This is a genomic window from Lacicoccus kunmingensis DSM 17847 (assembly GCF_059568765.1).
This window is the reverse complement of the sequence record NZ_JCANUC010000006.1, coordinates 70,570-86,398: the sequence shown is the minus strand read 5'-3', so window position 1 is coordinate 86,398 and position 15,829 is coordinate 70,570. Positions and strand designations below refer to the sequence as shown.

The 15,829-nt window shown below is 47.0% G+C and carries 11 protein-coding genes; 4 read left to right on the top strand and 7 right to left on the bottom strand.

Annotated elements, in window-relative coordinates; all coding sequences use genetic code 11:
* Window positions 1-4: 4 nt before the first annotated feature.
* Window positions 5-646, top strand: coding sequence for a pyroglutamyl-peptidase I (gene pcp / locus BO48_RS08045; RefSeq protein ID WP_496366916.1), 642 nt, complete (start codon window positions 5-7; stop codon window positions 644-646).
* A 216-nt stretch (window positions 647-862) separates the two neighbouring features.
* Here the strand turns inward: pcp and BO48_RS08040 are convergent, their stop codons facing one another.
* A complete protein-coding gene (locus BO48_RS08040; RefSeq protein ID WP_462420111.1) occupies window positions 863-1,171 on the bottom strand; it encodes a metal-sulfur cluster assembly factor in 309 nt (102 codons plus the stop codon).
* 109 nt (window positions 1,172-1,280) lie between these two features.
* Here BO48_RS08040 and BO48_RS08035 point away from each other — a divergent pair, with 109 nt between their 5' ends.
* Genes BO48_RS08035 through BO48_RS08025 form a run of 3 tightly spaced genes read left to right on the top strand, consistent with a single transcriptional unit; the run spans window position 1,281 to window position 4,306 of the window.
* The gene (locus BO48_RS08035) at window positions 1,281-2,093 is read left to right on the top strand and encodes a Cof-type HAD-IIB family hydrolase (protein WP_496366915.1); all 813 of its coding nucleotides are present in this window, start codon (window positions 1,281-1,283) and stop codon (window positions 2,091-2,093) included.
* Window positions 2,094-2,113: 20 nt separating this feature from the next.
* Complete coding sequence (locus BO48_RS08030; protein WP_496366914.1) at window positions 2,114-2,956, top strand: DegV family protein; 843 nt, start codon at window positions 2,114-2,116, stop codon at window positions 2,954-2,956.
* 3 nt (window positions 2,957-2,959) lie between these two features.
* Complete coding sequence (locus BO48_RS08025) at window positions 2,960-4,306, top strand: CoA-disulfide reductase (protein ID WP_496366913.1); 1,347 nt, start codon at window positions 2,960-2,962, stop codon at window positions 4,304-4,306.
* Window positions 4,307-4,767: 461 nt separating this feature from the next.
* On the opposite strand, the gene BO48_RS08020 is transcribed toward BO48_RS08025, so the two are convergent.
* The 6 genes from BO48_RS08020 to BO48_RS07995 all read right to left on the bottom strand — a co-directional run bounded on the left by BO48_RS08020 (window position 4,768) and on the right by BO48_RS07995 (window position 15,777).
* Complete coding sequence (locus BO48_RS08020; protein ID WP_496366912.1) at window positions 4,768-6,174, bottom strand: alpha-amylase family protein; 1,407 nt, start codon at window positions 6,172-6,174, stop codon at window positions 4,768-4,770.
* 157 nt (window positions 6,175-6,331) lie between these two features.
* Window positions 6,332-6,721, bottom strand: a complete 390-nt coding sequence (locus BO48_RS08015) for a DUF1516 family protein (RefSeq protein WP_496366911.1) — start codon at window positions 6,719-6,721, stop codon at window positions 6,332-6,334.
* 76 nt (window positions 6,722-6,797) lie between these two features.
* Window positions 6,798-7,700 carry a fumarylacetoacetate hydrolase family protein gene (locus BO48_RS08010; RefSeq protein ID WP_496366910.1) on the bottom strand — a complete coding sequence of 301 codons (903 nt, stop codon included), beginning with the start codon at window positions 7,698-7,700 and terminating at the stop codon, window positions 6,798-6,800.
* A 47-nt stretch (window positions 7,701-7,747) separates the two neighbouring features.
* Window positions 7,748-8,860, bottom strand: a complete 1,113-nt coding sequence (locus tag BO48_RS08005; protein ID WP_496366909.1) for a DUF418 domain-containing protein — start codon at window positions 8,858-8,860, stop codon at window positions 7,748-7,750.
* The gene (gene addA, locus BO48_RS08000; protein ID WP_496366908.1) at window positions 8,850-12,302 is read right to left on the bottom strand and encodes a helicase-exonuclease AddAB subunit AddA; all 3,453 of its coding nucleotides are present in this window, start codon (window positions 12,300-12,302) and stop codon (window positions 8,850-8,852) included. The genes BO48_RS08005 and addA overlap by 11 nt, the downstream gene beginning before the upstream one ends.
* Entirely contained in the window at window positions 12,283-15,777 is a 3,495-nt protein-coding gene (locus tag BO48_RS07995) for a PD-(D/E)XK nuclease family protein (RefSeq protein ID WP_496366907.1), read from the bottom strand. Before BO48_RS07995 ends, addA begins: the two co-directional genes overlap by 20 nt.
* Window positions 15,778-15,829: the final 52 nt, after the last annotated feature.

Below are 15,829 nucleotides of genomic sequence, written 5' to 3'. Positions count from 1 at the left end.
TTTGATGAAAATTTTAGTTACCGGATTCGACCCGTTCAACGGTGCAGAGACCAACCCTTCTTATGAAGCGGTGAAAAAATTACCGGATGCGATCAGCGGATTTGAAATCGTAAAAGCGGAGATTCCGACCGAGTTCGATGAATCGAAAAATATACTCCGTGAACTGATGATCGGCGATGATTTCAATTTCTTCCTGGCGGTCGGCCTCGCCGGCGGCAGAAGTGAAATGTGCGTTGAACGCGTCGCCATCAACATCGATGACGCCAGAATCCCGGACAACGCGGGCAACCAGCCGATTGATGAAATGATCGAGCAGGAAGGCCCGCCCGCCTACTTTTCCAACATGCCGGTCAAAAGGATGGTCCAGGCGATTCAGGACGCAGGCGTCCCTGCCCGGCTCTCCAACACCGCCGGCACGTTCGTATGCAACCACGTCCTATATCAGCTCGGCAGCCTCGTCGACACCGAATTCACCGGTTCAAAATTCGGCTTCATCCATGTGCCGTATGCCGAAGAGCTGGTTGAAAATAAAAACCGTATGCCCGCGATACCGCTGAATGATATCGTTCGGGGGCTGCACGCGGCGATCGAAACGATGGCGTGCGAAGGCGATGACCTCAACAGTCCATTTGGAGAAATACATTGATATAATTGAAGTTGGTGAACAGACGGCTGTGGCCGTCTGTTTTTTTGTATGGAGTGGACGATTGAATATTTTTACCGGCCGAACCGCACCCCACTTGGCCGATCGCACACGCCTAACGGCCGATCGGTCTTTATTTTCAAAAAAGGATCATGCAACTCCCAAACAAAAATAAAAGACCGTCACAATGTGACGGTCCTCAGTTATATAATCATCTATTTAGCTTACGCCGAGTGCAATCTTAGCGTAGCGGCTCATCTTGTCTTTGTCCCAAGGCGGGTTCCAGACGATGTTTACTTCTGTGTCTTTTACTTCCGGCAGTTCTGCGAGCGCCTGCTTAACGCCGTCAACAATCTGCGGTCCCATCGGACAGCCCATTGATGTCAATGTCATTTCTACACCTGCATTGCCATCCTCATCAAGGTTCACGCCATAAACCAGACCCAGGTTGACGATATCTATGCCAAGCTCAGGGTCGATGACGTTTTCTATTGCACCCATCATGCTTTCTTCCATTTCCTTATCCATCCATCTCACTCCTTTAGAGAATTACTTATCTTTATAATAACAAATTATTAACAAGGTTTAAATATAAATGCTATCATAGAATTGTGAACTTTAATAGAGGAGCTAAGCTATGGAGAAGTATTTAATATGTCTGGATTTAGACGGAACACTATTAACGGATAAAAAAACAATCACTCCGTATACTAAACAAGTTTTAAATGAACTTAAAACACAGGGTCATGAGATCATGATTTCTACGGGAAGACCTTACCGTGCGAGTGAGCCTTATTATACAGAACTCGGTATGAACACACCTGTGGTCAACTTCAACGGCGCCTTCGTCCACCACCCGAGCGATTTCAATTTTAAAACGGTTCATGAAGAACTGGATCTTGATGTGGCCATCGAGATTGCACGCAGAGTTCCTGAACTGAACATACAAAATATTGTTGCTGAAATAAAGGACACGGTCTACCTTCATTATCATGATGAAGTTTTATTTGACGCGTTCAGCATGGGTGAGCCGGTCGTCAAAGTCGGTGAGCTGACGCAGACGATGGAAGAAGGCCCGACAACGATTCTGATTCAGGCGGAAGAAAAAGAGATTCCGGCAATCAGACAGGAACTGGATGACCTGTTCGCCGAAGCGATCGAACACAGACGCTGGGGCGCGCCGTATCCGGTGCTTGAAATCATCAAAAAAGGCATCAATAAAGCAGTCGGTGTGGACTATGTCCGCGGATATCTCGGCATCGACCAGAAAAATACGATTGCATTCGGCGATGAGGATAATGATACCGAAATGCTTGAATATGTACAGCACGGTGTCGCGATGAGCAATGCGATCGATGATATTAAATTCGTTGCGGATCATGTCACCGAATCAAACAATGATGACGGTGTCGGTAAATTTTTGGCAAATTACTTTAATTTAAAAATATAAGATGATGAAAGGGGTATACTATGATTTTATTTGCAGACAGCTGTGCGGATATCGCATTGGAAGACAGTAAAGAACGGGGTATCGAAGTTGTGCCTCTGACCATTAATATCGGTGAGAATAATTACAAAGACCAGATTGATATTTCAAGTGAGGAAGTGCTTCAGGCGATCACTGACGGTGAGCGCCCGAAAACTTCCCAGGTCAACCCGGAAAATTTTGTCGAGGCTTTCAAACCTTTCGTTGAAAAAGGTGAATCCATCCTCTACATCGCATTTTCAAGTGAATTATCCGGTACTTACCAAAGTGCAGTCATTGCGCGTGATACGCTGCTCGATGATTATCCTGATGCGGATATCACTATCATCGACACACATGCTGCGAGCTACGGTCTCGGCATGATTGTAGAAAATGCGAGTGATGATTTAAAAGACGGTCTGTCCAATGAAGCAGTGATTAAAAACGTTGAAAAGAATGTTAAAAATATCCGTCACTTCTTTACGGTCAACGATCTCGACTATCTTGCAAAAGGCGGGAGATTGTCTAAAGGCAGTGCATTTGTCGGCGGACTGCTGAACATCAAACCACTTCTACACATTGAGGACGGCAAACTCGTTCCGCTTGAAAAACACCGAGGCATCAAAAAAGTGTACAAAAGCATGATTGAGCACATCAATGACGATCAGATTACCGGAAAAATCCATATTGTGCAGTCGAATGCACTGGATTACGCTGAGCAGCTGAAGCAGAAGATTCTTGAAGAAACGGAAGTCAAAGTCGTCAATATCAGTATGATCGGCCCGACAATTTCGAGCCACACAGGTAACGGTACAGTCGCAATGTTCTACTTCAATGAAGGAGTGTAACCGATGGCAAAAGTCATTGTAGTCGGCGGCGTCGCAGGCGGCGCTACCGCAGCGTCTCAACTGAGACGTCTCAATCAGGAAATTGACATTACCATTTACGAAAAGGACCGCGATATCAGTTTTGCGAACTGCGGCCTGCCCTACCATATCGGCGGCGAGGTCGACGAGCGCCGCAAGCTTATCGCTGCGACACCCGAGTCATTCAATGATAAAGGGGTGTCCGTATTCACTTACCATGAAGTGGTCGGTGTGAATGCCGACAAGCAGTTTGTCACGGTCAAAAATATGACCACCGGCGAAGAATTCAACGATACTTATGACTATCTGATCCTCTCCCCGGGCGGCCGGGCAAGAGTCGTATCCGGCCTTGAAAATGTCGACGAAGCCTTTTCACTTCATAACATAGAAGACATGGATAAAATCATCGGGTTCATTGATGAAAATAAAGTCCGGGAGGCCGTTGTCGTCGGCACCGGCTTCATTGGTCTCGAGATGGCCGAGAATTTGAGGATGCGTGACATCGGCGTGACCATCGTCCACAGAAATGAAAATATTTACGGCCATGTCGAAGCGGACATCGTCGCCGTGCTTCACCAGGAAATGGAGAAAAACGGCATAGAGTTGAAAATAAACGCCGAAGTCGAGCGCTATGAGGACGGGTTTTTATTTTTAACAAATAATGAAAAGATCAAAGCGCCTCTGATCATCCAGGGGATCGGACTCCATCCGAATACTGAGTTTCTGAGGGGTTCGGGCATTGCGATGACTGCGGGCGGACAGATTCCGGTCAATGAGTATGGGCAGACGAATGTGGAAAATGTCTATACACTCGGCGACGTCATGGAGACGAAGTATCTGCATGTGCCAAAACAGCCGGCGAATATTAAGCTTGCTTGGCCGGCGCACCGCATGGCTTACGTGATCTCGAATCATATTCACGGGGAATATGATGTGACGTTCGAGGGGTTGCTCGGGACGAATATTATGCGGTTCTTCGATTATGAAGTCGGGTCTGTCGGTATTCCGCAGGAAGCGGTCCGGGATTACGAACATTTCGTCATCGACCATCAGCAGAATTTCAAGGCCGGCTACATGGAAGGCGCGTCGAAGATTAAAATCAAGATTTATATTGCACATGACGGCACGATTTTGAGAGCGTCGATCATTTCCAAGAGCAGTGTCGATAAGCGTCTCGATACTTTGGCCACGCATATCCGGATGGGCGGGAAAGCGCAGGACCTCGTCAATATCGAGGTTGCCTATTCCCCGCCGTTCTCAAGTCCGAAAAGCTTTTTGAACATGGTCGGATACAAAGCGATTGAAGAGATGAAGAATCGCGGATTGATGTAAAATCATATTATCGCCACAGCTCACCTTTTTCGAGGGGGAGTTGTGGTTTTTATTTTCCTGGGGGCAGCGGACATAATTCATTGAAATACTTGATGGTTATGTCGAAATTATCCTCGAATCGAAGTAAACTCCGATTTCTCATCAATCTCGTGCCACAAGCATCATTCTCGACTACTATATATAGCGCCACGCCCTTCACAGCGCCATAACTCATGCGCTGGACCGCCACTTATAGCGCCACGCCCTTCACAGCGCCATAACTCATGCGCCGGACAGCCACTTATAGCGCCACGCCCTTCACAGCGCCATAACTCATGGCCGAACCGCCACTTATAGCGCCACGCCCTTCATAGCGCCATAACTCATGCGCCGAACCGCCACTTATAGCGCCACGACCCTCACAGCGCCAAAATCAAAAAACCACTAAAAAACATGAAGTTTTTTAGTGGCGCATATTATCATTATGATTTTTTCTTATTTTTTCTGCCGTTCCATGCTGCGAAGAAGATGAATACTGCGAATCCGCCGAAGATGATGATGCTTGCGATGATGTAGCCGTTGTTAAAGCCCTGCTCTTCGATGATTGCGTACAGCTCCGTCTCTTCACGGTCGAGAACGACGATGTATTCACCCGGCGATGTCGCTCTGACCATGTCACCGATCAGCATACCGCTCAGCACATGGTCTTCATCGATATCGTCGAGCACCAGGTTGACGCCGTGCGTCGCGCCGGTATCATTCACATTTAAAATAAAGTCCACTTCGTTCGTGTGGTAACGGGCGATATAATGTCCGTCGTTGTTATGCAGTGTTTCAAGTTCGCCGGTCAGGGCGTTCTTATGGTCACTGAACACCTGGTTGATATGCTCCAAATATTCGACCACTTCCTGGTCCGTCCATAAATCCATCTGCGGATGGATGGTCGGCATCTCTTCACCATTGAACGCGACTTCCGTTCCGTACAGCATGCCGACCGGGCCGGGATGGCTGTACATATATGTCATGACCTGCTTGACGCGCGTACCCGGGAACATGTTCTCGGCAACAGCATGTGAAGTGAAACGCTCACTGAACCAGTGGTCGACGAGGAGCATATTTTCAGACTCCGGGAGTTCCGTCACTTCACGGTCGACGGTCGCAAATGATTCCGCAATTTCAGTTCTCATTGACTCGTCCGCGACATAATCAAACCCGCCCGCAGCTGCATCTTCCGTTGTCAAAAAGCCATAGGTTTTTATTCCTTCGGGAAAGATCTGGGACGCGTCCACGTCATCCTGCGCGACCATCATCGAGACGCCGTCGATATTGTACTCATCGACAAAATTCTGGACCCTATCCTGATAATCGCTCTGGACGGATGCATCATTAAGATCCAGAATATCGATGTCCTTCTCTTCCAGGTAACTTGAGTAAATGTCATTGACGTTCACGTCATCCACCGTGTTTTCACCGTCAGCAGATACTGCCGGCATGTCGACAAATACTTCAAGGTCCATGTCGTGTGCGGCTTCAACCAGGCTGTTCAGCCCTTCTTCCCCGCCGAGACCTGCATCGATTTCGTCATAGCTTTCAACGTCGTAACCGAGATAATCATCGTCCGAGAACTTAAATACCGGTGACAGATGGATTGCTGTAAAGCCCATCTTTTTTATGTAATCTAGGTTGTCTTCAATCCCCTGGAAATCCCCGCCGAAGCGCATTTCAGGGTTTTCATCCACAGTCACATTCTGGTCGCTCGCCTCATCTGCGTTCAGGAAGCGGTCCACCACTATGCTGTAAATTCTGTCGGTATCCGTATCCACGAGCGTGTTTGCGGATGTGTATGTATATGGTGTCAGCGAGCCTGTGCCGATTAAAAACATTATCATCATCAACTTTAATATCTTCATTATCTATGCCTGCCTTTACTTTCATTCATACCAGTATACTAGATTTATATATTTTCCGGTCGGTTTTTATGAAAAGTTCATAAAATCTATATAAAAAAACTGCAGACCGATAGTGGCCTGCAGCATGCTGCCTTAATTAAAACATGGAGCTTAAAGGACCCAGCGGTAAATAAATGCCCAGTCCGACAGTAATGACCAATACAATGACCGCTATGATTTTCAAAGTATTTGCAGCGCCTGCAGCTTTTTGCGTCTTGATCAGGCTCATTTCCATAAGTCCGACAACCGCCAGGCCGAACAGTACTTTAATGCCGTAAAACATATGTCCGCCGTCCATGTTGCCGATACCTTCCATGTTTTGAATGTAGACAATCAGACCGCTGAATATTAAGAAGATATAGTCTGCACGTAAAATCATATGAGACATTTTACCTGCATTGCCCTGGCCGCCTTTCTGATAGAAAACCAGTGCGATGACATATAAAATAACAGCAAGTACAATCGTAGTTAAGTGTAAATGTATCATTATACTTTCCTTTCTCCATTCGTTTATAAAGATTTCCAACCTATTATAACATCGAATTCAAGACATTTTCAGCCCTTTATTTTTCAATATGTGTCGTAAGTGTGCCGATTCCGTTGATGGAGATGCGGATTTCATCACCCGGCTCGAGATACTGCGGCGGATTCATCCCTGCACCGACACCGCTTGGTGTGCCTGTCGCAATGACGTCCCCCGGCTCAAGCGTGATATACTTCGAAATTTCAGCAATCATGTCCGCAATTTTAAGGACCATATCGCTCGTTGAACCGTCCTGACGGATTTCATCGTTCACTTTTGTGACGATTGACGTTTCTTCAGGATTCGGCAGCTCATCCTTCGTCACGATGAACGGCCCCATCGGAGACGATCCTTTCAGGTTTTTCGACAGGAACGCCTGCGCATGTTCCCTCTGCACATCACGCGCCGTAATATCATTGATGATCGTGTAGCCGTAAATGTAGTCAAGCGCCATATTGCTCTCGATTTTCCATGCCTGCTTGCCGATGACGACCGCAAGCTCGCCTTCATAGTCCAGCTCATCCGTAATATCCTTATGATTCGGAATGACCGCTTCATCCCCCGCAAGACTTGACGCCTGTTTTGTGAATACATACAGGCTGTCCGCCTTGTTGTTCATCTCTTCAGCATGCTTTTTATAGTTGCGGCCGAGCGCGATCACGTTATTCGGCGGCGTCACCGGCGCTAAAAATTTAATGTCATTGAAAGGTGCCTTATATCGTTCAGGATTTTCCGATGCATTCGCCTTCTCCACCAACTTTCTGACGATTTCCTGAAAATCCAGTGTGTGATAAGTTGAGATTCCTTCGAGTAAAGTCTTTGGATAATTGTCCGCTTCTCCAAAATCAACAAATAACTTTGGTAAAATCCATGCACTTTCTTCTCGTTTTACTTTTACCCCGTAATACGTCTCATTTTCATATTCAAAAGTTAAAAATTTCATGGAATTCTCTCCTTAAATTTTAGTTATATATATTATAACAAACATACTCACTTAATGTTTTCATTTCTGACTGTGACAGCACTTAATTCCTCAAGCGTTTTTACGTCATAATTCCTCAAAATGTTCATAATAACAAGTAAAACTGCATAAATAATTAATATAATAAAGATCATATTGCTGATTGCAACTTCACCGTACAACGTAAATCCGATGCCGTATGATGCGAAAGCCATAAGAATATTCGACAGCACGTAGACCGTCAGTCCCTTCTCGCCTGCCGCACCGAATACTTTTGACAGTTTTTCCGGCAGCAGATTATAGATCAGAAATACAAGCATGAAGTAGCCTGTGCCGAGCAGCGGGCCGCCGAAACGTTCCGCAAATTCAGCGGCTGTAAAGGAGCCGATTGAAATGACTTCGATCATCTTGATCAGGAGGCCGCCCGTAAGGAGTGCCGCAGTCATCGATATCATCAGCATGCCGTTATTTTTAAACAGCTCCGCCACATTGAATCGGTACAGCACAATACCGAGAAGCGTCCACGGCAAAATGCCCAGTACCCACATCAACCATTCACTCACCTGATATGTGAAAAACACTTCCAGATTCAACCCGATGATCGCAAAATAATCACTGCTTCTGAATGTACTCGAAAATCTGTTCACTTCCTGGATGCTCGAGTAGATGATGTCCCCCGGTGAATGCATGCCGCTGATCAAGACCATCAGACCGTTGACAATCACATGCAGCGTAAAGAGCAGTACAAATGCGCCCAGCACGATCCGTCTGTCCGTGCGGATGAAAAATGCCGCGATGATCAGCATCAGAAGGATGCCCGGCAGCGGATCGAACCCGAAAAGAAAGACCGCAGAAATCACCGATACGATCATCATCACCACAAGCGTCAAAATGATATTCATTAGCGGATGGTCCTTGAAAGCCATCAGCATGTAGCCGGCGGCAACCGCAGCGAATGATACCGCTGCGCCGCCTAAAAAGATGTTCATAATTTGAAAATGCATCCGCTCGGTACCGTAAAAGTATTCATACGGGTTGATGACGTCGAGCGGTATTGTAAACCTCATGCCGTTTGACAGGGCGAGGAGGAGAATCGCGATGGCCATTATAAAAAATATGCGTCGTTTATTGTCAGTCTTCAACTTTTATCGCTCCATAAGAAAAGAAATAGAGATATACCGATACTTCCCGGCCGAGCGCCTTTTCGGCCGAGCGGCGGTAAATATCCATCTGTGTTCTGTACCGGTCCGCAAGATCTTCCTCTGTAAACGTTGGCGGAATCCAGTCAGTTTTATAGTCAATGATAGTATAATGACCGTCGATTTCCAATAAACAGTCCATAATCCCCTGGACAATCTGCGATTCATATTCGGAATAGCCGATCGCCTGCTGGTTCATGATGAAGGGAATTTCAGTGTGAATCTGCTTTTGTTTATCGAGCAGGGCCATCATCGTCTCATCACTGATGAAACGGAGGACGTTTTCATGGATTTTCTTAACGTGTACTTCGGTCAGGAAAGTTTCCCTGTCCTCGATGTTCTGGATGAGGCGGCTGATATACGCTGCCCTGTCCGAAACTTCCAGACCGTTGAAAGTACTCCAGTCATTTAACAGATGCATCATCACTTCGTGCATGATGGTCCCGAAAATCGGCGCCTCGACCTGGTCCCTTTTGAAATTCGGTTCTTTTAAATTGACCTGTCTCGTATGCCGGATCACTTTCGCATCATCCGGCGGCGCGTCATTTTTACGTTTGATTTCAGTTACCGATTCCTTATGGACGACGTTCGTCGGTTCAGGACTGTGATACTGGTAGTTGAACCGCTCATATAAAGATTCCGAACGCCCCGCATCGACCGTTTCAAGCATATCGAGCGTCATATGGTGCGTCTTTTCTTCCTCTGCCTCATCTTCGATGACAACATTGTCCATCTTGATGAATTCAAAGTTTTCATCATTCAAATATTTGAGTATCGGATAAAGCAGGTCCTGGACACTCGTAATATTCAGCCGGTGATCGGCAAGCACCATGCCCCCGTTATATAAATACTTCTGCTTTTCCTCTTTTTTGAAGACGATCGGTATGATGAGCTGTTCCACCGCACGCGTCATCGCCACATAAATGAGCCGCATCTCTTCTGATATCGTCTCTTTTTTAATATACTCCTGCATGACCGTCGAGTGGATGCTCGGTAAAATCGTATTATCGGCCGGTCTGAACTGTTTGAAGCCGATGCCGTAATCCGCATGGACAATGACTCTCGACTGCAGGTCCCTGAAGTTCAGATTTCTGTGGATGCCTGCATAAATCACGTATTCGAACTCCAGCCCTTTTGAAGCGTGGATGGTCATGACACGTAAAATATCATCATCCGGCGACACTGTATTTTCCTCGCCGAAGTCCTGACCGTCTTCGATCATCCGGGTGATTGTCGTAATGAACTGATACAGGGAAATATGCGACATCTCTTCAAATTCCATGGCCTTTTCAATCAGACCGTTCAAGTTCGCCCGCCTGTTCTGACCGCCGAGAAGTCCTGAGAAATATTCCGGCAGATTGAAGCGGTAATAAATTTCATCGATGAGCTCGGGCACACTCAAGTACCGCGCCTGCATACGGAGCGCATCCAGAACATTAAAAAATTCAAGAATTTTATTTTTCAGCTCATCATCTTCGCTGTACTCCCGGCATGCTGTGTAAAAGTAATCCGCATCCGACAGTGAACGGATTTTTGCGATATCCTCCTCACTGAAGTCAAACTGCGGCAGACGCATCGTGCCGACAAAATGGTCATCCTGCAACGGATTGTCGATGATGGACAGGATGCTCAGCAGTGTGCGCACTTCAAGCGTATCGAGATACCCTGTCCGGTTGTTGACGTATACCGGCAGCTCCGCTTCACTCAGCATTTTTCTGTAATCATCATTGTCCCTCGTGTTACGGGTTAAAATGACGATATCTTTATAGTTCACGCCGCGGCGCACCTTATCCTTGATGACATCGATGATATGCCTGATCTCGACGTTGCCGTCAATGCCTTCCGCATCTTCCAGAACATGCACTTCCTGGCTGGTGTCCGGGGCATCCAAATAGTTGCCCTGCACGAGCTTTTGTCCGTCATCATAGTCGATTTCACCGACCGTCGTGTCCATGATCCGCTCAAACACGCTGTTCGTCAGATCCAGCACTTCGCCTTTTGAACGGAAGTTGTGGTTCAAATGAATCACTTTCCCGCTGCCCGGTTCGGCAAACCGGTTCGATTTTTCTATGAACAGCGACGGGTCCGCCTGTCTGAATTTATATATCGACTGTTTGACGTCGCCGACCATGAACAGGTTGCCGTCCTTCTCCCCACCCGTTTTAATGAGCGAGATGATCGCTTCCTGCACGCGGTTGATATCCTGGTATTCGTCAATCATGATTTCCTTGAACTGGGCCTGATAAATTTTCGCGACTTCATTGTCGTCCGCACTTAAAATTGCGAGCGCATAATGTTCATAGTCCGAAAAGTCCATATCATTTCTGCTCGCTTTCTTCTCCTTGAAAAGCTCGAGCACATCGAGCGCGATCTGAACCAGCACATTATTCATCTCATTCATCGGCGAAAGCTCGCTCTCCACTTCCTCGTACGTATACGCATGAAGCGCGAGCAGACCATTATAGGCATCCTTCACTTTATTTTGCGTGTCGGTCAGTTCTTTTTTTGCGTCGGGATCTGCGATCTTTTTGAAAAAAGAAGTTCTTCCGTCTTTTAACTGATACGGCGGCAGAGCGATCGCTCTGCCCTCGAGATTGTCTTCGCGGGCAAACGCCACTGTCCGGATCATATCCTGGAGCGCATCGAAGGCATCCCTTTTGTGTGTATCTTTCAGTTCGTCGTGGCTGACCGCGAGATAATCCTTATGAAGGCTGTCGAGTGATGCCTCAAGCGCAATCAGTTTATGTTTGATGATATCGTTGTAATCATCCAGTATTTTTTGCATATGCACATTGTTTTCATACTGGTTGAACTGCGAAGTCAGATAGACTTGCGGCCTGGGACTCGCAACAGCGGTGAAATACATACTTTTAATGATATCTTTCAGCCCGCTGTTGTTCTTATCGGAGGCTGTCATCAGATTCAGCTCCACGAATGCTTCCGAACCGTCTTCATAATAGTTTTCCAGCACCTGGTCGATGGCGCTTTCGAGACGGATCTGCCCTTCGATATCGGACAGCGTGCGCATATCCGGCGAAATGCCGATGACGTTGTAGTGCATCTTGATCAAGTAGAGACAGAAGCTGTGAAGGGTCGATATATGGGCTTCGTTCAGTTTTAATATCTCTTCATTCAGCCGGGCGTCCCCGGTCTCGATATACTTTTTTCTGAGCGCTTTTTCAATTTTCTCTTTCATGTCTTTTGCGCTCATATTCGTAAATGTCGAAACGAGCAGTTCATCGACCGAATACCGGCCGCCGACGATGTTCTGGATGATCCGTTCAACAAGCACCGTCGTCTTACCGCTTCCCGCAGCGGCCGAAATCAATATATCCGAACCGCTGAAATGAATCGCTTCATACTGTTCATCCGTCCAGGCCACCATCACCCGTCACCTCACTTTCAAATTGCTCGATTTCTGTTTCATCCATCTTATTTTCACGGATGTCGCGTGCATTCAGTAAATAATCCACACGGCAGGCAAACTTGAAATCACAGAAATTACATGGCAGCACATCTTTTGTCGCCATGGGATTCACTTTATTTGCCCCGCTGTATATATCATCCGTCACCGTCTTATACAGCTCCATGACGTAGTCCGCATAATGCCTGAACAGCGCCGGGCTGAAGTAGCGCCCTTTCGTCCGTGCGTTGATCTTGCCCTTCGCGGACACCGTAATCGGATAAAATTCGCCGTATTCGGTATAGTCTTCAAGGTCTGATAAGAGTCCGCTGAGGCCGACTGAAGTGTCGTCCAGATATTCATTGAACGACGGATGTTCGTTGATGAACGCGCCGTCGGGCTTGAGCTGTTTATTCTGCTCTTTAATGATGTCTTCCGGATCCTTTTCCTCTTTAAGATTGAGCACCGGGTCCTTGACCGGGAAGAACAGCATGCTGTTGGGCTTTATTTCCCCGTCGAATAAAGTATTGCCCTTTTCGGTCAGGACATACATGTAAGTGATCATCTGCAGTTCGAGACCGTTCAGTATGCCGGTTCTTGAAATGCTTCTCGTGCTTGATTTGTAGTCGATCAGATTGACGTATGAATCGCCGCCGGTATTATACGCATCGATGCGGTCGATCTTACCCCGGAGGGCGATTTCACGGCCTTCGTGACTTTTCAGTATCACTTCACCGAGGTCATCATACTCTTTGCCGAACGACATTTCGACGCGGGAGATCTTATACTCCCCGAGACGTTCGATATCGCGCATGAAATGGATGAGTCTTTCCAGTGCATCTTTGGCACGGCGTTTCAGTGAAGCATTATAAAATGATTCGTTGAAAATGCCGTACTGTATGGCTGCCGCTTCTTCGTCAATCGCCGTTTCAATAATGCTGCCGATATGATCGTCCTCATGCTGGAATGTAAAATCGAGCTTTCGCGTCACATGCTCAAGTACGTGGTGGTACAGGTTACCGAGGTCGAGCGGCGCCACTTTGAACGGCTGTCTGACATTCAGCTTGAGTCCGTAGTTTGAAAAATGCTGGAACTCACAACGGTTGAATGATTCGAACCTCGACACACTCGCCATCATCGATTCACCGTATAACTGCTCAGCCGTGTCATGTGAGATCGGCTCCGAACGGTTGTCATCCGTGAGACTCGCCTTGATTCTCGAGTACATGCCCGTCGTATCATACTGTTTGATCATCTGATACAGGCGGATCCATGTGTTGAATTCAGGATATTTCGCAATTTCCTGCACTGCCGCATTATTTATATTGAGCAGTTCCCGCATTTTCAGGTGGATGAGCGACTCCATGCTCCGTGCCGATGACACCAGTTTTTCCGGCTCGAAGTTTTCATACAGCGATGTCCGGCTGTAGACGATATCTTTCTGGTGGTCCGGCTCCGGAATGATCTCTCCGGCAAACGGACTGATCTTTGTCGTCTCGCCGCCTGCGAGCGTATTTGAAAAGCTGATATACAGACCGTCGGTCGCCCGTGTTATCCCGTGGTAAAAGACGAACCGTTCGTCCTGGGCAAGCACTTTGGCACTCGGCGACAGGATGATGTCGTGTGCTTCGAACAGTTCTTTTTCCTCTTCTCTGATAATTGCGTTCGTCCGCGTTTCCTTCGGCATGACGTTCCGGTTCATGCCGATCAGAAATACATACTTTTTGTTTTCAACTTTGGCAAGGTCAAGGTTACCGATGATGACCTGGTCGATGGTTGAAGGCAGCAGATTGAACTCCGCGTTCAACAACCCGTCCTTGAATGTTTCATAAAATATATCGAACGTGACTTCGGATTCTCTGAAGACGATATACGCATCATCCATCAGCCGGATCAGCTGGTTATAGGCCTGTTCGGTTTCATCCCGCTTAATCAGTGCGCCCGTCTGTTCAAGGTGTTCAATCTCCGCTTCAATTCTCGCATCGATGCCGTGCGCCGTGATGAAGCTGTGGATGATCGTGATATACTCCTTCACCGTCACGGCCTCATCGAACCGGTTGAACAGGTCCGACAGCTGGCTGAGCACTTTATTTTTAAAATTAAGCAGGTCCTCGACGTCTTCGGTGACATCTTTTTCGATGATTTTTCCTTCTGAATTGCGAATCTTTTTGACCGTAAACAATTCATCTCTGAATAAAGCGCTTCTCGTCAGTCCGCGCTCCAGTGCGAAGTTTTCAAACTCGAAAATGTAATCCCGGTCTGCCGCGTCCGTTAAATATTCGGTTTTTAAAACATCCATCAGTGCCGTGAAATCGAATTTCCGCATGTAGCACTCGAGCACCGCAATGATGAACTGGATGAACGGGTGCGAGTACATCGGGACCTTTCTGTCGACGTGGTATGAAATATCAAAACGTCTGAAAATGGAATGGATGTGCTGAATATACCCTTGATCGCGGTAAAGGATGCCGATATCGTTATAGTTCACATCGCCGTCCGCCGTCAGCCTTTCGATTTCCCGGGCGACATTGGTGACTTCATCGATGATGTTCGGTGATTCCGTAATTTTTATGCCGTCGTACAGTGTCATCGGGCGGTTGTTTGAGAAATATTCCTCCAGCTGGATCAGTCCCATTTTGCCCGAACGTTTGAACTGATCTTCGAAGTGGACGATTTTAACGTCGCTTCCGAGCAGTTCCTGCAGGCGTTCGATGCTCGTATCCGTCTTTCTGAAGAGGGTTTTATTTTCACCTTTATGCGTTAACAGGACGTTGACGGTCTTCACTCTTTTTGACAGTTTCGCAATGAGCTGGAATTCACTTTCCGTAAAGTTATGGAAGCCGTCGATGTAGATGACCGCGTCCTTCAGAGACTTCACATCCGGATTGACATCGAGCACGTTCATAAACGTATTGATGATGTTCAGATCTTCAATATTATGCTGTTCAATCTGTTCAAGCCAATATTTGTAGATATGCGTCAGATCGTACAGCTTATCCTGATAACGTTCCTTTTCAGAAGTCACAAGGCCGATATCATCGACCGTCACCTGGTACGTCCTGAATTCCTTCAGCATATCGAGCACTTTTTTGGAGAATTTTATATACTGGCCCGAATCCTGATAATATTTAAATTCCGGCTTCATATCGTTCATTATTTTATGTAACAGCATGACCTGGCCGCTTTCACTCAGAGTTTCCCTGTTGCCGTGGCCGATTTCATTGAAAATATGCCAGATGAAACGCTGGAAGCTGAACACACCCGCCCTCAGACTGCCGACGATATTTTCATTCGTGCGTGCGGTGATGATGCGCTCATACTGCAGTGTGTTCTGTGTCGGTGTGATGATATAAATATTCGAACCCAGCGGCTCGTCCATCGTTATTGCTTCAATCTCTTTGAACATCTGATCGGTTTTACCCGTACCACTGACCCCGGTCCATATATTGACGCCCATCGTCTCACTCCTTTTTGTTTATAAGTAAATAAAAGACACCGCACCGGTGTCT